Annotated in this window: 18 protein-coding genes; 15 read left to right on the top strand and 3 right to left on the bottom strand. The window is 48.1% G+C overall.

Going from position 1 to position 20,922, the window contains the following annotated elements:
* The first annotated feature begins 161 nt into the window (after positions 1-161).
* On the top strand, positions 162-1,052 hold the full coding sequence (locus tag KJS69_RS25225) for a YitT family protein (RefSeq protein ID WP_213586574.1): 891 nt from the start codon (positions 162-164) through the stop codon (positions 1,050-1,052).
* Positions 1,053-1,055: 3 nt separating this feature from the next.
* Here KJS69_RS25225 and KJS69_RS25220 read toward each other — a convergent pair whose 3' ends face one another.
* The gene (locus KJS69_RS25220) at positions 1,056-1,931 is read right to left on the bottom strand and encodes an alpha/beta fold hydrolase (RefSeq protein ID WP_213586573.1); all 876 of its coding nucleotides are present in this window, start codon (positions 1,929-1,931) and stop codon (positions 1,056-1,058) included.
* 151 nt (positions 1,932-2,082) lie between these two features.
* Between KJS69_RS25220 and KJS69_RS25215 the strand changes: the two genes are divergently transcribed.
* From KJS69_RS25215 to leuS, 10 genes are all read left to right on the top strand, one after another.
* Positions 2,083-2,580, top strand: a complete 498-nt coding sequence (locus KJS69_RS25215) for a YqeG family HAD IIIA-type phosphatase (RefSeq protein ID WP_213586572.1) — start codon at positions 2,083-2,085, stop codon at positions 2,578-2,580.
* A gap of 117 nt (positions 2,581-2,697) precedes the next feature.
* Complete coding sequence (gene yqeH, locus KJS69_RS25210; protein WP_213586571.1) at positions 2,698-3,810, top strand: ribosome biogenesis GTPase YqeH; 1,113 nt, start codon at positions 2,698-2,700, stop codon at positions 3,808-3,810.
* Positions 3,811-4,150: 340 nt separating this feature from the next.
* A complete protein-coding gene (gene aroE / locus KJS69_RS25205; protein ID WP_213586570.1) occupies positions 4,151-5,026 on the top strand; it encodes a shikimate dehydrogenase in 876 nt (291 codons plus the stop codon).
* A 58-nt stretch (positions 5,027-5,084) separates the two neighbouring features.
* The gene (gene yhbY, locus KJS69_RS25200; RefSeq protein ID WP_213586569.1) at positions 5,085-5,375 is read left to right on the top strand and encodes a ribosome assembly RNA-binding protein YhbY; all 291 of its coding nucleotides are present in this window, start codon (positions 5,085-5,087) and stop codon (positions 5,373-5,375) included.
* 44 nt (positions 5,376-5,419) lie between these two features.
* Positions 5,420-6,007 carry a nicotinate-nucleotide adenylyltransferase gene (locus tag KJS69_RS25195; RefSeq protein ID WP_213586568.1) on the top strand — a complete coding sequence of 196 codons (588 nt, stop codon included), beginning with the start codon at positions 5,420-5,422 and terminating at the stop codon, positions 6,005-6,007.
* A complete protein-coding gene (gene yqeK / locus KJS69_RS25190) occupies positions 5,997-6,581 on the top strand; it encodes a bis(5'-nucleosyl)-tetraphosphatase (symmetrical) YqeK (protein WP_213586567.1) in 585 nt (194 codons plus the stop codon). The genes KJS69_RS25195 and yqeK overlap by 11 nt, the downstream gene beginning before the upstream one ends.
* Positions 6,582-6,614: 33 nt before the next feature.
* Positions 6,615-6,953 carry a ribosome silencing factor gene (gene rsfS, locus KJS69_RS25185; RefSeq protein WP_213586566.1) on the top strand — a complete coding sequence of 113 codons (339 nt, stop codon included), beginning with the start codon at positions 6,615-6,617 and terminating at the stop codon, positions 6,951-6,953.
* Positions 6,950-7,834, top strand: a complete 885-nt coding sequence (locus KJS69_RS25180; protein ID WP_213586565.1) for a CvfB family protein — start codon at positions 6,950-6,952, stop codon at positions 7,832-7,834. Before rsfS ends, KJS69_RS25180 begins: the two co-directional genes overlap by 4 nt.
* 97 nt (positions 7,835-7,931) lie before the next feature.
* A complete protein-coding gene (locus KJS69_RS25175) occupies positions 7,932-8,708 on the top strand; it encodes a class I SAM-dependent DNA methyltransferase (RefSeq protein WP_213586564.1) in 777 nt (258 codons plus the stop codon).
* A gap of 609 nt (positions 8,709-9,317) precedes the next feature.
* Positions 9,318-11,768, top strand: a complete 2,451-nt coding sequence (leuS, locus tag KJS69_RS25170; protein ID WP_213586563.1) for a leucine--tRNA ligase — start codon at positions 9,318-9,320, stop codon at positions 11,766-11,768.
* Here the strand turns inward: leuS and comER are convergent.
* Positions 11,765-12,595 carry a late competence protein ComER gene (comER, locus tag KJS69_RS25165; RefSeq protein WP_213586595.1) on the bottom strand — a complete coding sequence of 277 codons (831 nt, stop codon included), beginning with the start codon at positions 12,593-12,595 and terminating at the stop codon, positions 11,765-11,767. The two genes, leuS and comER, sit on opposite strands and share 4 nt — an antisense overlap.
* A 309-nt stretch (positions 12,596-12,904) precedes the next feature.
* On the opposite strand from comER, the gene KJS69_RS25160 reads away from it, so the two are divergent.
* The 4 genes from KJS69_RS25160 (at position 12,905) to KJS69_RS25145 (ending at position 18,255) form a co-directional block, all read left to right on the top strand.
* Entirely contained in the window at positions 12,905-13,582 is a 678-nt protein-coding gene (locus tag KJS69_RS25160; RefSeq protein ID WP_249730699.1) for a ComEA family DNA-binding protein, read from the top strand.
* Between the two features lie 100 nt (positions 13,583-13,682).
* Positions 13,683-14,975: a homocysteine synthase gene (locus KJS69_RS25155; RefSeq protein WP_213586562.1), complete on the top strand. Its 1,293-nt coding sequence runs from the start codon at positions 13,683-13,685 to the stop codon at positions 14,973-14,975.
* A 9-nt stretch (positions 14,976-14,984) separates the two neighbouring features.
* Positions 14,985-15,497, top strand: a complete 513-nt coding sequence (locus KJS69_RS25150; RefSeq protein WP_213586561.1) for a deoxycytidylate deaminase — start codon at positions 14,985-14,987, stop codon at positions 15,495-15,497.
* 175 nt (positions 15,498-15,672) lie between these two features.
* Entirely contained in the window at positions 15,673-18,255 is a 2,583-nt protein-coding gene (locus KJS69_RS25145) for a DNA internalization-related competence protein ComEC/Rec2 (RefSeq protein ID WP_213586560.1), read from the top strand.
* A 191-nt stretch (positions 18,256-18,446) separates the two neighbouring features.
* Here the strand turns inward: KJS69_RS25145 and KJS69_RS25140 are convergent, their stop codons facing one another.
* Positions 18,447-20,723: an AraC family transcriptional regulator gene (locus KJS69_RS25140; protein WP_213586559.1), complete on the bottom strand. Its 2,277-nt coding sequence runs from the start codon at positions 20,721-20,723 to the stop codon at positions 18,447-18,449.
* Positions 20,724-20,922: the final 199 nt, after the last annotated feature.

Raw genomic sequence — 20,922 nt, 5'->3', positions numbered from 1 at the left:
CAATCTCCTTTGATTGCTCCTTTTTGTTGAGAAGGTTGCAGGGCTGATCGTCCAGCCGCAAAATCGTATTTAAAATAATTAGAGTGTATATAGTATACTAGTAAATATCATATTAATAGCAATATGAACTACTTAACTAATATGAATAAGGGGGAATTTGGATGAGTCATCTGGAAGAAGCTGCTGCACAGCAGTCTCACGCCCGACCGACGGCGATTAAATTTCTGAGGCGAGCCTTTTTTATTGTATTGGGGGCGGCCTTGGTGTCGGTCGGGCTTGAAATGTTCTTGGTGCCCAACAAAATTATTGACGGGGGCATTACCGGCATTTCGATTATTACTTCTCATTTAACTAGTTTGCCCGTCGGAATTTATCTGCTTCTTTTTAATCTTCCGTTTTTGTATATCGGCTATAAAAAAATAGGAAAAACATTTGCCTTATCCACTTTATTCGCGGTTATTCTTATGTCGGTCGGCACTTTCCTGCTGCACAATTCCGATCCTTTCACAGACGATCCGCTGCTCGCTTCCGTGTTCGGCGGGATTATTCTTGGGATAGGAGTAGGTATGGTCATTCGGGCAGGCGGTTCCTTGGACGGAACCGAAATTATCGCTATTCTATTCAATGAAAAAAGCCCGTTTTCCGTAGGCGAAATCGTCATGTTTTTTAATATTTTTATTCTGGGCAGCGCAGGCTTCATATTTGGCTGGAATCAGGCGATGTATTCTTTGATTGCATATTTCATCGCTTTTAAAATGATCGATATCGTCATCGAAGGGTTCGACGAGTCGAAGGCGGTATGGATCATCAGCGACAAATATGAACAAATCGGCGGGGCGCTGCTGAACCGGCTCGGGCGCGGAGTGACCTATATGAAGGGTGAAGGGGGATTCTCCGGCGAAGATAAGAAAGTCATTTTCTGCATCATTACCAGGCTGGAGGAAGCCAAGCTGAAATCGATTGTGGAAGAATGGGATTCCAGCGCATTTTTGGCCATTGGCAACATTCACGACGTTCAGGGAGGACAATTTAAGAAGAAAGACATCCACTAGAAGTTATTGCGGAGGCAGTTCCTCATGTTCAGAAGCGGGCGTTTGTGCTGCCATCCAGGAGAGGTCAGGGGAAATCGGCTGAGCGGGCTCGGTCGATTCCTGCTCCCGGCTTCTCAAATAGTCTATCCAATAACGAATTAATCCGTTCATAGCTGCATGAGCCTTGGTCGGAATTTGATGCCCGACTCCTTTGCAGAAGAACAGGCGCGAATCAGGAATCTTATGGTGAAGCATGGAAGCGTAGCGATAGAAGCCCGTATCTTTTTGACCGTATATCAGAAGGACGGGGGTCCGGATCGTATGCACCCACTCGGTGCAGTTATAAAGAATGCTGTAGCGATAATACTGCATCCAATTACGCACTGAACCATGCTTGGCCGTACGGGTCAGGTTAGCGAAGGTCGGCAAGCTGTCCGCATTGCCGGCGCTGATGGCTGCGTTCATAATTCGCTTCGCCTTCCAGTGGGTCAATAGCTGCCCCAACCAAATTCGGCTGCGCAGCTTCCAATCGCTTACTTCGGACATTGCACTGATCATAATTCCCCCGATTACCCGTTCGGGATAAGTCAGCATGGCCTCCAATACGATAGAGCCTCCGCTTGAATATCCGCATAAATAAGCTTTTTCGATCCCCAATTCGTTCATTAATTGTTTAATATCCTCCACGATCAATGTATAATCGAGAGGCGTCTCGGAAGGAGCGCTTCTTCCGTGTCCGCGAATATCAAAAGTAATGACCTTAAAGTCGTTCGATAAATCTGCTATTTGGTAATTGAAGTTAGCGCTGGTTAGCAGCGGGGGGTGAATAAATATAATCGCTTCTCCTTGTCCGGAGACATGATAATGCATAGCATTTCCGTTGATTGTTCGGATTGGCATTGTCTATTTCAACTCCCTGTTCAGGACATAATAATATTTATTATTACAATGCCCAGATAGGCTGGGCTTGTTTCCGAATCTTTTTTGCAAAAAAGCCGAATTATGGTATAGTTTTTCTGTATCGATTAGGGAAAAAACTGGGGTGAACCGGTTGCTTAACAAATTAATTCCGAAGCTGCAGGTGGAGTCCATCTACGAGATCGTTCTGAACGATTTGTGGAAGGATGGAATCCGCGGGATTATTACCGATCTGGATAATACGCTCGTCGGAGCCAAGGTTCCGCTTGCCACACCAGAGCTGGTGGAATGGCTGAAATATGTGCAGTCGCTCGGATTTAAAGTCGTTATCGTATCTAATAATAATGAAACAAGAGTGGCCAAATTCGCGAAGCCCTTGAATATCCCATATATTCATAGCGCTCGCAAGCCAAAGAACCTTCCGTTTCGTAAAGCGTTAGAACTGATGGAATTGAAGCCGGAACAAACCGCAATGCTTGGCGATCAGATGCTGACCGATGTTCTGGGCGGGAATCGGATGGGGCTGTATACGATTATGGTTCAGCCGATCTCCTTGGGAGATGAAGGCTTTTTTACCCGAGTGAATCGTAGGCTGGAGAAGGCCGCTAAGCTGATTATGAAAAATAAGTGAAGCATTGTTTTACTTTTTGGGGAAAAGAGGTTTGAAGCTCGGAGGCACTTTCCTTTCTGTAACGGAAGGGTTGCTTAACGTTGCCGAATAAACGTAATTAAGTAGCAGGAGGAACTTATGGAAGAAGAAGTACTGCAATGCGAAGGCTGTGGCGTAGCACTTCAGATGGAGGAGCCATCCCGATTGGGATATGTTCCCGAGCAGGCGTTATTAAAGGTGCCTGTCGTTTGCCAACGATGCTACCGCATTAAGCATTATAATGAAATCTCGACCGCGACTCCGGATCGGGATGACTTTTTGAGAATGCTGTCCCATATCGCGAACACGGATAGTCTCGTCGTTCATATAGTCGATCTATTCGATTTTGAGGGCAGCTTGATTAGCGGGCTCCGAAGATTTGTCGGCAACAATCCGATTCTGCTCGTCGTTAACAAAATCGATCTGCTTCCCAAAGTGACGAATTGGAACCGTATAGTGAATTGGGTTCGCAAGCAAGCCAAAGAAAGCGGCTTAAAGGTGGCTGACGTCGTTCTATGCAGTGCCAAGAAAAACATCGGGTTCGATCGTCTGTTGGAGAAGCTGGATGAATATAGGAAACGGCGGGATGTCTACGTTGTAGGGGCTACAAACGCAGGCAAATCGACATTGATTAACCGCTTGATCAAAGATTACAGTGATCTGGAGGCCGAGCTGACTACCTCGCAATATCCCGGAACGACACTCGATCTGATCCAAATTCCGTTGGATGATGGAAACTGGATCATTGATACTCCCGGGATTGTTTACAGTCATCGTCTGACAGAAGTGGTGCCTAAGGAAATTTTATCCGCTCTTCTGCCGGACAAGCCGATCAAGCCGGCCGTCTATCAGCTGAATGAGGGACAGACGCTCTTTATTGGAGCCTTTGCCCGCTTTGATTTCATCCGAGGGGAACGACAGTCGTTTACCGGCTATTTCTCCAATGCGCTATCCATCCACCGGACCAAGCTGGAGCGGGCGGACGAGCTGTACAGCGAGCATAAGGGAGAGCTGCTGAAGCCCCCTTCCAAGGAGCAGTTGGAGCAAATGCCTCCTCTCGTCAAGCATCCCGTTCATATCCGCAAGGGACAGGTAGCGGACGTACTTATCTCCGGTCTCGGCTGGATTAAAGTTAACGGAACGGTCGGAGCAGATCTGAGCATCCATGCTCCTAAAGGAGTTAAGATTGTCGTTCGGGAAAGCTTGATTTAAATAGGCTCTGCTGTGGGAAAATGTTCTGGTGAAAAGATTTTTATTTATTTCATAAGGTTCGCGGATTTTATTTATATGACAAACTTGCTATATAAATTGAACTAAAGAATTTATAGATCATGGAGTGGAGAAAGAAAGATGCTTCCAGGGCGAGTTTTGGCTTTGTATTCCTACCATCCGAAGGCCCATCCCATAAATAAGGAATACAAAACAAGATGTTTGAAGCTTCGGAGGCACTTTCCTTCGGAACGGAATGATCGCTTTCTTTAGTGCCACATATATAGAAGTGGAATGGGAATATCTCTAAAGACTTATTGGAACAATTGGGGGAGGCTTGAACATGGCAGCAAATCGCGGCAATGGAATAGACACGTCTACGGTCATGTTTGGTGTGTTCGGGGATCCGGTAGCTCATTCCAAATCACCGCTCATGCTGAATCGCGCTTTTGAAGTGACGGGAGCGAACGCGGCTTATGCCGCCTTCCATATCCGTCCGGGAACATTGCGGGATGCGGTTAATGGGATTCGGGCACTTGGATTCCGGGGAGTGAATGTGACCATTCCCCACAAATTGGAGGTTGTCGACTATTTGGATGAAATCGATGAGCATGCCCGCGCCATCGGAGCAGTCAATACTATTGTGAACGATCAGGGACGCCTTAAAGGCTATAATACCGATGGAATCGGATATGTTCGATCGTTGAAGGAAGAAGCCGGCTTTTCCATTGCCGGACAAACGGTTATGCTGCTAGGCGCAGGTGGCGCTGCGCGTGGAATCGGTTATGCTCTGGCGAAGGAAGGCGCAGCTCGAATCATCATAGCCAATCGAACCGCTTCCAAAGCGGAGGAACTGGCAGCTTATTTGTCCGAGGGGACCGATACGGAAGGGATTGGTCTCGAAGCAGTGGCGACCCGTATTGACGGAGTGAATCTGGTCGTCAACACGACCAAGATCGGGATGCATCCGAAGATAGAGGAATGCCCTATCGCCCCCGAGCTGATTCATCCGGGCATGCTCGTCAGCGATATCGTCTACAATCCTTTGGAAACGCGGTTCCTGCGTGAAGCGAAAGCTCGGGGGGCCGCCGTACACGGTGGGTTGGGCATGTTTATTTATCAAGGGGCTTACGCGTTCGAATATTGGACGGGACAGCCTGCTCCCGCAGAAGCCATGAGGGAAATAGTGGAGCGATCTCTGACTGAAGCTGCGCTTTAGATGCAGCTTAATTATTTACTGTTAAAATTGTAATCTACAGGAATAGAGGAAACCGAATATGCTGACAGGCAAACAAAAAAGATATCTTCGCTCGCAGGCCCATCATCTGTCTCCGATTTTTCAGGTGGGCAAAGGCGGCGTCAACGATCATTTAATCACCCACATCCAGGAGGCATTGGAAGTACGTGAATTAATCAAGGTCACCATTCTGAACAATTGCTTGGAGGACCGAGGAGATGTTGCCCGGGAATTGGCGGAGCAATCCGGTGCGGAACTGGTCCAGGTTATTGGTAAAATCGTTGTATTGTATAAAGAATCGAAGGAACATAAAACGATCGAGCTTCCCTGAATAGGAAAACAACGGTCAGTTTTGTTTGGGATGGGGTGAAGACCATGTTGATTGGAATTATGGGAGGAACGTTCGATCCGATTCATATCGGTCATTTGCTCGCCGCGGAGACCGCTGCGGAGGAAGCTAATCTGGATGAAGTTTGGTTTATGCCAGCGAACATCCCTCCGCATAAGGCCAGCGCCCCTTTAGCCACTTCGCAGCAGCGTCTGGAAATGGTTCAATGCGCCATTGAATCCCGCCCGTCCTTTAAAGCGATTGATGACGAATTGAAGAGAGGCGGAACATCCTATACCTTTGATACCGTCGCTCGGCTGCAGCAGCAATATCCCGATTATCGATTCCATTACATCATCGGTGCGGATATGGTCATGTATTTGCCCAAATGGTATCGAATCGAAGAATTAGCCCAACTCGTTACCTTTATTGGAGTGGGCCGACCGGGCTATGAGCTGAATTTGACGGAATTGCCTCCAGCATTGCGTGATCGGGTACAGCTGGTTTCGATGCCAGCGATGGAAGTATCCTCTACGGATATTCGCAAACGCAGACAAGAAGGGCGCTCTATTCGGTATAGGGTACCGGAGTCGGTCAGACAATATATCGAGAGGAAGGGCTTGTATGAATCGTGATCAACTGATTTCGCTCGTGAAGGAGCAAATGCCCCTTAAGAGATGGGAGCACACGGCAGGCGTCATGAAGACGGCGGTTCAACTGGCAGAACGATATGGAGCGGATCCGGTCCAAGCCGATCTTGCCGCCCTTTTGCACGATTATTGTAAATATTGGCCTATCGAGAGACAGAGGAAAATCATTGAGGACAATGAAAAGGAGCTGTCCCCGGATCTTCTTTTGTACGACAAGCCTCTATGGCATGCTCCGGCAGGGGCTTGGGTTGCTGAACGGCAACTGGGGATCACCGATTCGGCAGTTTTGGATGCTATTCGTTATCACACCTCTGGACGGCCAGGAATGACACTGCTCGATAAAGTGGTATGTCTGGCCGATTACATCGAGCCCGGGAGGGATTTTCCAGAGGTGAATAAAATACGGGAATTGGCTGAACATAGCTTGGAGATAGCTTTGATTGCAGGTTTCGATTCAACGATTTCTTTTTTATTGCAAAAGGGACAGAAGGTATATCCTTTGACCATTATGGCTCGCAACTCGCTTATTGACGAAATCAGCCGCAAGGTTGACGGATAAACAATGTAAAATTGATGGGAGGTCATAGAACGAATGATGGATCAAATGTTATCGGCGGTTATTCGGGCCGCAGAGGATAAAAAGGCGATGGACGTCGTCGTTTTGGATTTGCAGGGAATTTCGCTGATTGCCGACTATTTTGTTATTTGTCACGGGAACTCGGAAACTCAAGTGCAAGCGATTGTAACCTCTATCCGTAAAAAAGCGGATGAGAATAAATGGACCATCCGCGGAGTCGAAGGTTCGGATAATGCTCGGTGGGTGCTGATCGATTTGGGGGATGTTGTTGTTCACGTGTTTCATAGAGAGGACAGGGAATATTACAACATTGAGCGGATTTGGTCCGACGCGAAAGTGGTTGAATCGGTATGAGTCTGCAGGCGGGAACCATCGTATCGCTTGAGGTGGCGCGTGAGGTGTCTCCGTACGGTTTTTTTCTGACAGATGGGGATCGGGATGTTCTGCTGCATTACACGGAAAAAGAAGGGGACATCGAGCCGGGACAGAGGATCGAGGTGTTTCTGTACTACGACACTGAGGATCGTCTGGCTGCCACTATGAAAAAGCCTTTGCTCCGGCTTGGGGAAGTTGCCCTGCTTGAAGTGGCCGATATTCACCCGAGATTCGGAGTCTTTCTAGATATGGGGCTTGGCAGGCAGCTTCTGCTACCTTATCGGGAGCTGCCGGAGATGAAGGAGCTGCGGCCGCGCATTGGGGATCGGGTTTATGTTGTGATGGCCCACGATCGACAGGGGCGCCTGATGGCTAAGCTGGCTGGGGAGAACGAGCTCACTCCGCTTGTCGTTCGGGCTCCGGAGTCCTGGAAGAACCAATGGAAGACAGCGATCGTTTACAAACCGCTGCAGATGGGCTCCTTCGTGATCGTTGAAGGCGGTGTGCTTGGCTTCGGAGTGATTGGTCTTATTCATTCCAAGGAGCGAACCCGTTTATTGAGAGTGGGGGAATCTGTGGAAGTTCGCGTCATCCATATTCGTGAGGACGGCAGAGTTAATCTGTCGATGCGGCTTCCTAAAGAAAAAAGCCGGGTGGAGGATTCGGACGTCATTTTAGCCTATTTACAAGAAAGACCTAACGGAGCCATGCCGTATTCGGATCAAACTCCTGCCGATATTATCAGCCAAAGGTTCAACATGAGTAAATCAGCGTTCAAGCGGGCGCTGGGCAAGCTAATGAAGGATGGGCTTATTGAGCAAAAAGAAAACTGGACACATCTAAAGGACAAGAAGAGCTGAGTCAATTTTATAATGTCGTTCCATAAAGTGAAGGAAAAAGATGTCGGAAAGGCGAGTTTGGCTTGTATTTCGTCTATAATTAAGGGAGAGAAGCGCGTTGGCCTACCAACAGTTCGCTAATTATTACGACCGGTTAATGGAAGATATGCCTTATGCTGATTGGCTGCGCTTTGTCGGGCAGTGCTGGGAACGCTATGGTCGCCCCGCCTCCATAGTGGATCTGGGCTGCGGGACCGGCAATTTGACGATTCCGTTAGCGCGGGACGGATTTCAAGTGACAGGCATCGATCTGTCCGAGGACATGCTGGCGGTAGCAAGAAGCAAGAGTGAAGGAAGTTCCTGCACCGGCGGCTCCAATAGGGGCTCCGTTCAGTGGATTCAGCAGGACATGGTGGAATGGGAGCTGCCCCATGCGGTCGATGCGGTCGTATCGTTCTGTGATTGCTTTAATTATTTGCTGGAGGAAGACAGCCTGAGGTCAGCCTTCCGGAGCACGTATCAGGGACTCACTTCCGGGGGGCTGTTTGTGTTTGACGTACATACCCCGTTTCAATTGCAGAGCTATGCCAAGCATCAGCCTTTTGTTCTTAATGAAGAAGATATCGCTTATTTGTGGACTTGCCAGTGGGATGAAGAATGGTGTGAGATCGAGCACGAATTGGCCATCTTTGTAAAGGAAGATCCGCAAGACCGTTCATCACTGAATCGCTACATTCGAGTAGATGAGACTCACATCCAGAGAGCTTATCCACTGGATAAGATTGCGGGAATGCTGCGTCAGGAAGGGTTTGCCCAGGTGGAGTGCTTTGCTGATTTTACCTGGAAGCCGGTAGAAGAGGAAACGGAACGGGCGTTTTTTGTGGCAAAAAAGTAACTGTACAGCCTTTTTTTGGCTTCTTGCCGATTTCTCGTCTGTTTCCTTGACAGCGGGGAGACTTTTCATTATAATTTCTTCATAATAATGGCTATGAAAAGGAGTAGTAGCTTGGGAAGCGTCTTGCAGAGAACCGGTGCAACAGGTGGAAGCCGGAGGCGCGAACAGCGAACTCGCCTTGGAGCTTGTTTGGGTGAATCACAGCCGGCGGAATAGTGGAGGATCAGATACTCCCTATGTCCGTTATAAGTGTGTGACAGCCTGACCGTTACCCGCGTTACAGGGTCATGAGTGAGCGGAATGTCTGGGACATTCTGTTAATTAGGGTGGTACCACGGGAATCAACCTCTCGTCCCTAGCGATAAGCTGGCGGCGGGGGTTTTTTTGTTACCTAAAATCCCGCTCATTATTTTTGTAATAAAGCCTTGTGAGTCTCTCTAAACTCCCAATTTCGGTTTCCTTGTACGCTAAGGAAGTTTGGATAGTTAAAACGGGGGTTGGAGAAAGTCCAATAAACACAATAGATAATGGAACTAGGCTGCATGTTCTGGCTGCACCTTAGCAATAACTGCGCAAGAAAGCCGGAGAAATGTTGAAGGAGGATGAACAATGGTTCAGGAAACTAGAGGGCACGGGTATAATCCGTTGGCCATCGAACCGAAGTGGCAAGCTTATTGGGATAATAAAAAGGTGTTTAAAGTATTGGATGATTCGGACAAACCGAAATTTTATGCGTTGGATATGTTTCCCTATCCATCGGCTGCGGGACTCCACGTAGGTCACCCGGAAGGTTATACGGCTACCGATATCGTGTCCCGTTATAAAAGAATGGTAGGCTACAACGTGCTCCATCCTATGGGTTGGGATGCCTTCGGTCTTCCAGCCGAGCAGCATGCTCTCGATACGGGACAACATCCGCGTGAGATTACGTTCAAAAATATAGACAACTTCCGCAGACAAATTAAATCCCTCGGATTTTCCTATGATTGGGACCGGGAGTTTAGCACAACCGATCCGAATTATTACAAATGGACTCAGTGGATCTTTATTCAACTGTATAAGCGCGGGCTGGCGTATATGGCTGAAGTGCCGGTCAACTGGTGCCCGGCTCTGGGGACGGTTCTGGCCAATGAGGAAGTCATTGATGGCAAAAGCGAGCGCGGCGGTCATCCGGTCATCCGTAAGCCGATGCGTCAATGGATTCTGAAAATTACCGAATACGCCGACAGGCTCTTGGACGACTTGGAGGAGCTTGATTGGGCGGAAAGTATTAAAGACATGCAGCGTAACTGGATCGGCAAATCCAAAGGAGCGGAAGTCCGATTCGCGGTAGACGGCCATCCTGAGGAGGAAATAGTCGTCTTCACGACCCGGCCGGACACGTTATTCGGCGCTACTTACTGTGTGCTGGCTCCCGAGCATTCGCTGGTCGAACGGATTGCGACAGAGGACTGTCTCCAGGCTGTTCGGGATTATCAGGCGAAGTCGGAACGCAAAAGCGATTTGGAACGGACCGACCTGGCTAAGGAAAAAACAGGAGTGTTCACCGGGGCCTTTGCCATCAATCCGGTCAATGGAGCCAAGGTGCCGGTATGGATTGCCGACTATGTGCTGGCTGGTTATGGGACCGGAGCGATTATGGCGGTTCCTGGACACGATCAGAGGGACTATGAATTCGCCAAGCAGTATGAACTGCCGATTATTGAAGTGGTCAAAGGTGGAAATCTGGAGCAGGAGGCTTATTCCGGAGATGGAGAGCACGTCCATTCCGGCTTGCTGGATGGACTCCATAATGAAGAAGCGATAGCGGTTATGACCGATTGGCTGGAGAAGAACGGAAAGGGCGTCGGCAAGGTGACCTACCGTCTTCGTGACTGGCTGTTCAGCCGCCAAAGATATTGGGGTGAGCCAATCCCGATTCTGCATCTGGAGGACGGCTCGATGAAAACCGTCCCGGAGAACCAACTGCCGCTCGTACTGCCGGACGTCGATCATATTACACCGTCCGGGACCGGAGAGTCTCCGCTGGCTGCCGTAGGGGAATGGGTAAACACGACAGACCCGGAAACCGGCATGAAAGCCTATCGGGAGACGAATACAATGCCGCAATGGGCGGGAAGCTGCTGGTACTATTTGCGCTTTATCGATCCGCATAACGATAAGGAGCTTTGTTCGCTGGAGAAGCAGAAGGAATGGTTGCCCGTCGATTTATATATCGGGGGGGCCGAACATGCGGTTCTTCATCTTCTCTATGCCCGCTTCTGGCACAAGGTACTTTATGACCTTGGGGTTGTTTCGACTAAGGAGCCATTCCAAAAGCTGGTCAATCAAGGGATGATCCTCGGAGATAATAACGAAAAAATGAGCAAATCCCGCGGCAATGTCATCAATCCGGACGATATTGTCGGCAAATACGGTGCAGACACGCTTCGCATGTACGAAATGTTCATGGGGCCGCTGGAAGCGACCAAGCCTTGGAGCGAGAACGGAGTAGAGGGAGTCTACCGTTTCTTGAACCGGGTGTGGAGATTGTTTGTTAACGAGGATGGCATGCTGAACGCCAAAATCGTTAAGGACGAATCGAAGGCAGACGAGGCATTCAAGAGAACCTGGCATAAGACGATCAAAAAAGTGACGGAGGATTTCGAAGCGCTCCGCTTTAACACAGCGATCAGCCAGCTGATGATTTTTGTCAATGAGGCATATAAGGCTGAGTACTTGCCTTGGGAAGCGATGGAAAACTTCGTACAGATGCTCTCTCCAATCGCTCCCCATATCGGCGAAGAATTATGGGAAAAACTGGGTCATCCGGATACTTCGATTACCTACGTTTCATGGCCGATTTTCGATGAAAAGTGGACGACGGAGAATGAAGTGGAAATTGTTGTCCAGGTCAACGGCAAGATTGCCGATCGTGTCTCCATTCCAAGCAGCTTGGGACAGCAGGAAATGCAGGAAATGGCCCTTGAGCGGGATAAAGTTAAAGAAGCGATCGCCGGTAAAACCGTGCGCAAGGTGATTGCTGTTCCCGGCAAGCTGGTCAATATAGTGGTCGGCTAGTCGGCAGCCGGAGGCAAGATGGAAGCGACTTTAGCCACATCTTCATCATATTTGGCATGAGTAATTCGAAAGAGCTGATTGAAAACATCATTCAGCTCTTTCTCCATTAGTTGAAGTCCCTCCGCAGTAATTCCTCCCGGAACGCTGACCCGCTGTCTTAATGATTCCGGTGTAAAATCGCCATCCACCAACAATTTACCGGTTCCGACGAGCATTTGAACAGCTAAAGCGGAGGCCTGCTGCTGGGGGATACCCGTTTCTTCCACAGCCGCACGAATGAAATGCTCCAGGAAATAGGCAAGAAATGCGGGGCCGCAGCTGGAAATATCGGAACAGACCCGGACAAGCTTTTCCTCAATCTCGATCGGTTCTCCTATCTCGGCCAGCAAAGAAGTCAAGGCTTCTCGATTATCCGCTTGGAGCCGGCTGCCATACATGCACAATAAGGCACCCCCTAATTTGTAATTGGTAATACTTGGGATTACCTTGGCGATTTGACCGTGCAATTGCTGTTCCAACTGTTGGATCATAACAGGACTCGTAATCGAAACGATAATTTGGGATGGATCGACGAAGTCCTTGATTTCATCTATTACCTTGCTATACTCGAGCGGCTTGACACATAGAAAGATTAGCTCGCTTTCCAGTACAACTTCTTTATTGGAACGGACGGCGCGAAGGCCCCGATAACGTTCAGCGAGTTGCTCCGCTTTGCTAGGAGTACGGTTGCAGGCGACTATTTCCTGCGGCAAGAGAGCCCCGGAATGCAAGAAGGCCTCTATGAGCAGGCTCCCCATGCTGCCGGTACCGATGAATCCTGTATTCATCATGAACCCCTCCTTGATCATAATTAATTAGGTACAGTAACGCTTTAATAAGTTTATGCCAAAGGTTCTGGCAACATTCCTTGAAGCTCATCGTCCTTGTGGTATCGGTTAATTCAGATTGAATACATCGAACCGAAAAAGTATTGCCGTTGTTTACCAAATATGATAATATGTTGTCAATGTGAATGTGCGGAAGAACCGCCCTGATTCATCGTGTTTAATCACGAATTCAGGGCGGTTTTTTTGTGCAATTATAAGAATTTATAAGTTTTGCTTTCTATTCGTAATATTCTAGAAACCGGAGGGTTAATGATGGAGAGACTGTTCGGAATGAGAAGAATGTGGTTATTTTCTTTGCTGCCCGTTACGCTGATTGGGTTTATACTATTCTCGAGAATATATGATGCTGGAGAATGGGAACCTTTTCGGGTCGTGAATGATGAAGTCCAAGCCTTGTTGAATAGCGATAATTCGGTTCTAAAGGAAGAAGGTGCTGCAGCGAACTCTTCTGTGGACCCGGTGGTGAATGAAGAAGGTGACTCTGGCAGCACTGATTCCGGCCAAATCTCCTCAGATGGAGAGACTAACGATAGCCATCTACAGTCACCAGATAATGATGGGGCAAAAGCGCCGGTACAGGGACAGACGGGGCCCCCTAAAGATACTCCGGAAGGAGTAACCTCCTCAAATGAAGAAGGAGCAGCATCGACGATCGGCCGTTTGGAGGATGCCGTTAGCTCCCAAGACGAGCAACAAGCGGCTCTTTCCTCTGGCAAGACGCTGATCGATATCAATACGGCTACGGTCTCCGAATTGACGACTTTGCCCGGAATCGGACCAAGCAAGGCGAACGCAATTGCGAATTATCGGCTGGAACACAAAGGCTTTAAATCGATAGAGGAGATTATGGAGGTCAAAGGTATAGGACAGAAGACATTCGATAAATTTAAAGATCAAATCATGGTCACTCTATATTCAGCGGATTAAATTATTTATTTTGTTGGAGCCTGCGGGAAATGACCTTTTAATTTTGCATAAATTGTGAGATTATAGGGTTAGGCTACTAAAAAGGGAGGAATTCATTGATATGTCAGAAGAACGTCAATTAGCACTGGAAACTCTGGCGGTTCACGCTGGACAAGAGATTGATCCGACAACGATGTCCAGAGCGGTACCCCTATATCAAACAACGTCCTACGGCTTCCGGGATACGGATCACGCGGCTGATTTATTTGCACTTAAGGAATTCGGCAATATTTACACTCGTTTAATGAATCCGACTACCGACGTATTCGAGAAGCGCGTCGCCGCTTTGGAAGGCGGGGTAGGCGCTTTGGCAACCGCATCCGGTCAGGCAGCTATTACATATTCCATTCTTAATATTGCTGGCTCCGGAGACGAAATTGTATCTGCATCCAGCTTGTATGGCGGAACATATAACCTGTTCTCTACTACGTTGTCTAAAATCGGTATCGACGTTAAATTCGTTGATCCGTCCGATCCGGAAAATTTCCGCAAGGCGATTACGTCCAAGACTAAGGCGCTCTTCGCAGAAACAATCGGCAATCCAAAAGGTGATGTGCTGGACATCGAGGCCGTTGCCAAGATCGCCCACGAGAATGGAATTCCGCTTATCGTAGATAATACTTTCCCGAGCCCCTATTTGCTCCGGCCTATTGAGCATGGTGCCGACATTGTCGTTCATTCAGCGACCAAATTTATTGGCGGACATGGGACCTCCATCGGAGGAGTCATTGTGGATGGCGGCAAGTTTGATTGGAAGGCAAGCGGCAAGTTCCCCGGCTTGATCGAGCCGGACCCAAGCTACCACGGAGTGGTTTATACTGAAGCGGTGGGCCCCATGGCGTATATTATTAAAGCCCGGGTTCAATTGCTCCGCGATATGGGTGCTGCTATATCTCCTTTTAACTCCTTCCTGCTGCTGCAAGGACTGGAGACTCTCCATTTGCGTATGGAGCGCCACAGCACGAACGCTCTTAAGGTTGCCGAGTTTTTGGAAGGAAACGATTCTGTATCGTGGGTTAATTACCCGGGACTGCAAAGTCATCCGTCCTACTCTCTCGCACAGAAGTATTTACCGAAAGGGCAAGGAGCTATTCTTACCTTTGAGATCAAGGGCGGTCTGGAAGCAGGGCGCAAGGTGATCAATAATGTTAAGCTATTCTCCCATCTGGCGAACGTTGGAGATTCCAAATCGCTGATCATCCATCCGGCCAGTACTACTCATCAGCAGCTTTCGGAGGAAGAGCAGCTTTCAGCGGGCGTTACACCCGGAATGATTCGTCTTTCTATCGGAACTGAAGCGATTGACGATATTCTTTATGATTTGGAAGAGGCTATTATAGCCAGTCAGAAGTAGGGATTAATAATGACTACTCGTAAAGATTGGGATACGTACTTCATGGATATCGCCTATATGGCGTCTACCCGTTCCCGCTGCTCCCGCCGTCATGTCGGAGCGGTGCTGGTTCAGGGAAAGAAGCTGCTCGGCACCGCTTATAACGGGGCCCCGATGGGAGTGCCGGATTGCTCGGAAGCCGGCTGTATGCTGGTGGAAGAGTATGAGGTAGCGACCGTTGACGGGGAAGAGCAGATGGTGAAGAAGCAGCGATGCATTCGCACCATTCATGCCGAGCAGAATCTGCTGCTGTTCACCGACCGGATAGATCGTGAAGGCTCTACGGTCTATGTGACAGACCAGCCATGCTGGACGTGCGCCAATATGTTGGCCAACAGCGGAATTAAGGAAATCGTCTTCCACCGGCCCTATCCAAAAGACAACGATAAAGTTTCCGAGCTGATGCAAGCCAGAGGAATTGTATTTCGCACGCTGGATAAATACGTTCCTCCTGCGGATACCGTAATGAACGTAACAAACTAACGGCAGGTTGGTCAAGACATCCCGCGATCCTATTGGGCATCGAGATCTGAAACTGTTGAATATCAGCAAAATCAAGGCTGATGATTTTTATAATGTGATGAGGAAGAACCTCTTTTCGCCATGAGGCGGGAGGAGGTTCTTTTTTTGTTTTTAATCGCAGTTGGGGGGGAGGACCATGCTTAAAAGACCGTTGCTTATAGCCGCCTGCTTATGGACGCTCGGCGGGGCGGCTGCGCTTCAACTGGCGTACGTGGGCATTCCGCTTATGTTTACAGTCTTGGCGCTGGCAGTAGGGGCCGGCTTATGGCTGTTGGAAATGCCGGGACGCCAACCGCTTTCTTTGGTGCTGCTTCTTTTCATCTCATTTAGCTATATTCAATGGTACGATGAGCGCAATGCCTCCTTTCTCAGTGAAGAATGGAAGGATGCCGAAGTGCAATTATCCGGGCAAATAGTTACTCCGGTTATTGTGGACGGGGACCGAGCCTCGTTCTCTGTCCGGGTTCGGGACATATCGGCAACTTCCTCCCCCACGGGCGGCATGAGTTCCGATTTGTTAAATCGGACATGGGATATCAATGAAGAAATGCAGATCTCGCTTCGATTAATGCAGCCGTCCGAGCAGGAGGAGGCATCAGAATGGGGCAGGGGAGATTCGATTGAACTGGCCGGAACGCTGTTTCAACCATCCGAAGCTAGAAATTTTGGCGGCTTTGATTACCGAAAATATTTAAGATACCAGCATATTCATTGGCAAGTGTCCGCCAAGGGGACGGATAGCGCGGTAGTAGAAGGCAGCACCCGTTGGGATGTGGCTCGCCTGTTAAGCTGGAATGACCAGTTTCGTGCGCGACTCGCCGGAGTGCTGGACGAGCTGTTTTCGGATAAGCAAGCTGGATATATGAAAGGAATGCTAATAGGAGTACGTGAAGATTTGGATCCGGAGCAGTTCCAGCAATTTTCCCAGCTTGGACTGACTCACATTTTGGCCATTTCCGGGCTCCATGTCGCTGTATTCGTCGGGGCTATTTTAACGGTTCTTGGATGGATGGGATTGACCAGAGAGACGAAGCTGATGACCGCAATGATTTTGCTTCCGTTCTATATCATTGTGACAGGCTCTGCTCCTTCGGTGATTCGCGCGGGAATAATGGCGATAATGGCGCTGTATGCAGCCAGAAAGAATACGCTCAAGGACGGACTTAATCTGGTTAGTCTGGTCGGACTGCTGATGCTGATTTGGAATCCTTATTATTTGGTAAATGTCAGTTTTCAGCTTTCGTTTCTGGTTACGATCGGTCTTATTGTCGGGGTCTCGCGAATGAATGCGCTTCTGCCTAATCGATTTCCTGCCTTGACTGGAGCTTTGTCGGTTACTCTCGTAGCGCAGGCTGCTTCTTTTCCACTCTCCATTTATTACTTCAATCAATTCTCTTTATTGTCCTGGATCGCTAATTTTATTATCGTTCCAATGGTCAGTCTGGCGATTATTCCTGCCGGCTTCGCCGCTCTTGTCATCGGATCGATCTGGATACCGGCCGGTCGTTGGCCGGCTTGGGCAGTCACACAGCTGAACGAGCTGTCCTTCCGGCTGGTCGATTGGATGGATGGCTGGAACTGGTTTCACCTCATATGGCCTTCTCCTTCTGTTTGGTGGATTGTAGCTTACTATGCCTTGTTGGCGGCGATCGTATGGGAAGCCAATCGGCGGATGCAATCGAAGCAGACAGCGAAGGGCCCTATGCTGACTGTGGAACGGAAGCTTCCCGTTCCAAAGCGCGAACGGCGGATTTACGTCCTTGTCCCGGCTCTTTTCCTGCTGCTTGTTTATGGCTATAATCCGGATTTTTGGAAGAAGGAAGGTGTGATCCAATTTTTGGATGTTGGGCAGGGAGATTCTATTCTGATCAGGACCCCGGAACAGTTGAATATTCTGATTGACGGGGGAGGAACGATTCGCTTCCAGAAACCGGGAGAAGAGTGGAAGCAAAGATCCCGTCCATATGAGGTAGGGAGTAAGCTGGTTGTTCCTCTGCTTAAGCAAAGAGGTGTCCATCGTCTGGACTGGATGGTGATTACTCATGCCGATACCGATCATATTGGAGGCCTGCAGGCGGTCATTGAGCAAATTCCTGTGGATCGGCTAATGTTCAACGGAAGACTGAAGGATAACGAAGGAACCCGCAAGCTATTTCGCACCGCTCTCGACAAAAACATTTCGTTATATGCGGTTGAGGCGGGTCAAACGATCCCACTGGATCGGCATACATCGCTGCGCTTGTTATATCCTCATCCGACCAAGGAGGGAGAGGTTATTTATTCGGCAGAGCAGAATGAGAATTCCGTCGTTTTTCTTCTGGATATGTTCCAAGCTAAAGTTCTGTTTACCGGAGACTTGGAGAAGCTGGGCGAGTTCGATATTCTCCATTCGTTGAAGGAGCGGGAACTTGGCGTAGGCTCTTATATGGAGACAGAGGGAACTGGATATGCCAATGATAATGATTTCCGCCCCATCGACGTGCTTAAAGTCGGGCATCACGGCAGCAAAACTTCGACCACCGAAGAATGGCTCCATTATTGGCAGCCTCGTCATGCGGTAATCTCCGCCGGAGTTAATAACCGTTATGGACATCCTTCTCCCGTTGTAGTGGAAAGATTGGAGAATAACGAAGTGAATGTCTTACGTACGGATTTGAACGGAGAAATTCAAATGATCGTTAGCAAGCATGGCTATCGTTTCCGTCAGATGCTGCCATAATCAAGGATATAGCCCTATTAAACTAGTGCCTGTAGTCAGGTAGGAAAACAACATTAGGTGCAAATATACACCCCAATTCTACCGATCTAGACATTTTTATGATTAAGGTGCAAAAATGCGCTCTATTTTCTATATTTTGAGAAATTGGGCGATTTCGTCAACCAGTGAGACCGCAACTGTCAAGCAACGGCTCAATCCAGCGGGGACACATCCGAGCCTTCCGAGAGCAGGGTTTGATTTTTACGGTACTCGGTTGGGGAGGTCCCGGTCCACTTTTTAAACATTCTGTTGAATGAGGTGACGTTACGGTAGCCGACTTGCTGACTGATCTCGGTTACCGTTAACGTCGTATGGCTAAGCAGTTCCTTAGCTTTTTGCATCCGGATGCCATTCATATGATCTATGAAGTTGACTCCCGTGTGCTCTTTAATATAAACCGATAAATAAGCGCTCGATAAATTTAATTTGTCAGCCAACAGATCGAGAGAAATTTCTTCGCTATATTTCGTGGATAGCCATTCCATGACAAAATGGATGATCGGGTCGCGTTCGTCTTTTTTTGATTTGACCATAGAGGCGACTGCCGAAATAAATTGCTCGAAATAGTCCTTATATTCCTCCAATGTATAGCATTCCCTTGGCTCCGACACGAATTGATCCAACGACTCGGTCAGCTCCGGATCGAGCTGATAGGCATCAAGAATGAGCAAGGTTTTGGCTGCGATGCTTTCCGCCAATTGATCGTATTGATGGAAGGCCGCATGCTTCTTGAACATCGAATCCAGCATCCGGTTAATGATCGCCAGACAAGCCGCTTCGTTGCCTTCCTGCAGATGATTATACAGCTCTTGCTCTTGGGAGGGGGCGAGAACGAGCGGCCTGCTTTGCGGCCTTGCCTCATAAATGAGTTGGGTTTCGTCCTGCAGCTCCGCCTGTTGGAGCAAACCGAGAACCTCCTGGTAAGCTTCATTGAATTGCGATGTTTGGCTATAGACGGAGCTGACCGCAATTAGAGCGAAGCAGAACTGTTTATCGCCATCGAGAATGGTTTTTAACAGCTCCAGCATTTCCCGCAGCTCTTTTAGTTCTATTTTTCCGCTCAGAACGGTTAGAATCTGGTCTTTTTCAATCTGAAACGTGTGCGAATCCTGGAACCGCTCCGATATCATCAGACGGATATGCTCTCGAATGTAATTGGTCGCCTTATCCGGCATCATGTCGAGCTTCTCAAAGGCTTCCGTACGGAATTTCAACTGATACAGAATGATCATGAAGGTCTCGTCCGCTGTAATAAACTCTTTCCATTCGTTTAAGTCCGAATTGATCATCTTAAGCTTGTTAATGTAATTATAGCTCGTCAGGAAGGACCGGTTGTGAATAAGCTCGTTGCGGATTTCTTCCTTCTCCTGAATAAGGTCATGAACCTGCTGATTGATGAAGGCAAATTCCTGAATAGTACTATCCAGCTTGCCCGGATTGCGGTCCATAATCGAAGAAATGATCTGCTTCACCGGAGAATTGATTTTTTGGCTCAGGAAGATAGAAGCGGCAATTCCAATCCCGATGGATACGGTAAGAATGAGCGCCAAAACGAGATTAAGACTCCGCACTTGTGAAGCTATATTCGAATAAGGGACTACGGACATAAAGGTAAGACGAGTCTCTTCGTCCTTTTCCGCAAAATAATAGTGTTGATCAATCAGTTTATAGCCTTTGTCGTCAGTCAAGGAAGGGATTTGCTCAGGAACCGTTCCGGAGGAGCTGAACAGGACGGTTCCCTCTTCATTGAGAATGATAAAATGAGCATTCTTATTTTCCCCGTTGAATGCTTGAAGCAGCTTCTGCACATCGACCAAAGCTACGATTTGATAGTTGTTCCCGGACATTTTAAGAGAAATAGGAAGCATCTCCCGAGTATCGATGCTATTGGTAGTATGGATATTAAATTTCGAAGCCGGCAAAATTTGATAGTTTTCCTTGCGGTCGAATTGCTGCTCCCAAAAAGAATACGGATAGTCTTCACTTACATAAAACTTGGAAAAAAGCTCCTGGGCCTGGCTGCTCCCTTCTTTTTCGATAGCATATCCGTTGGAATGAAAGAAAACGATAATATTATCGAGGTGATGAAGCGGGTTATAAACATCCGGCTGCAGGCTTTTCATAATTTCGCCCGTCAATAAATAATCGATTTCCCGCTCGTTCTTCGTCAGCAATTGCCTGTTGAAGGAGCTGAGCTGATCGTTTAAGTACAGATCGAATAAAATCGTTTTCAAACGAGTAAAATGAATGCCGTACCGCTCTGCAGCATTCTGTAAGATCAAGCGATTATACTGAATAATTTCCTTCTGGATGTTTGTCTTAAAAAAAGTAAAGGAAAGCAAGTTAAACGAAGACAGCAATACGATAATGATGAGAAAGCTGAAAAAGATTTTTACAAATAAAGAGTTTTTTCTTTGTAACCACAACAACGGAACAACGGCCTCCTTCATTCTATGACAGTGAATTCAAAACGGTAGTTTCATTATACTGTGAGTCTTCTATTCAGGAAGGCTGAGTTCAGCCGCGGCATACGCTGCGGCTTTTTCGTTTTTTTCGCATAACAGCGCGACTTTCCCGTTTTTTATTACTCTGCCTATCCATTAGAAATCTAAAAAAAATCAAGGGATC

This window comes from Paenibacillus sp. J2TS4, from assembly GCF_018403245.1.
Taxonomy (GTDB): domain Bacteria; phylum Bacillota; class Bacilli; order Paenibacillales; family NBRC-103111; genus Paenibacillus_L.
This window is presented reverse-complemented; position numbering and strand designations above follow the sequence as displayed.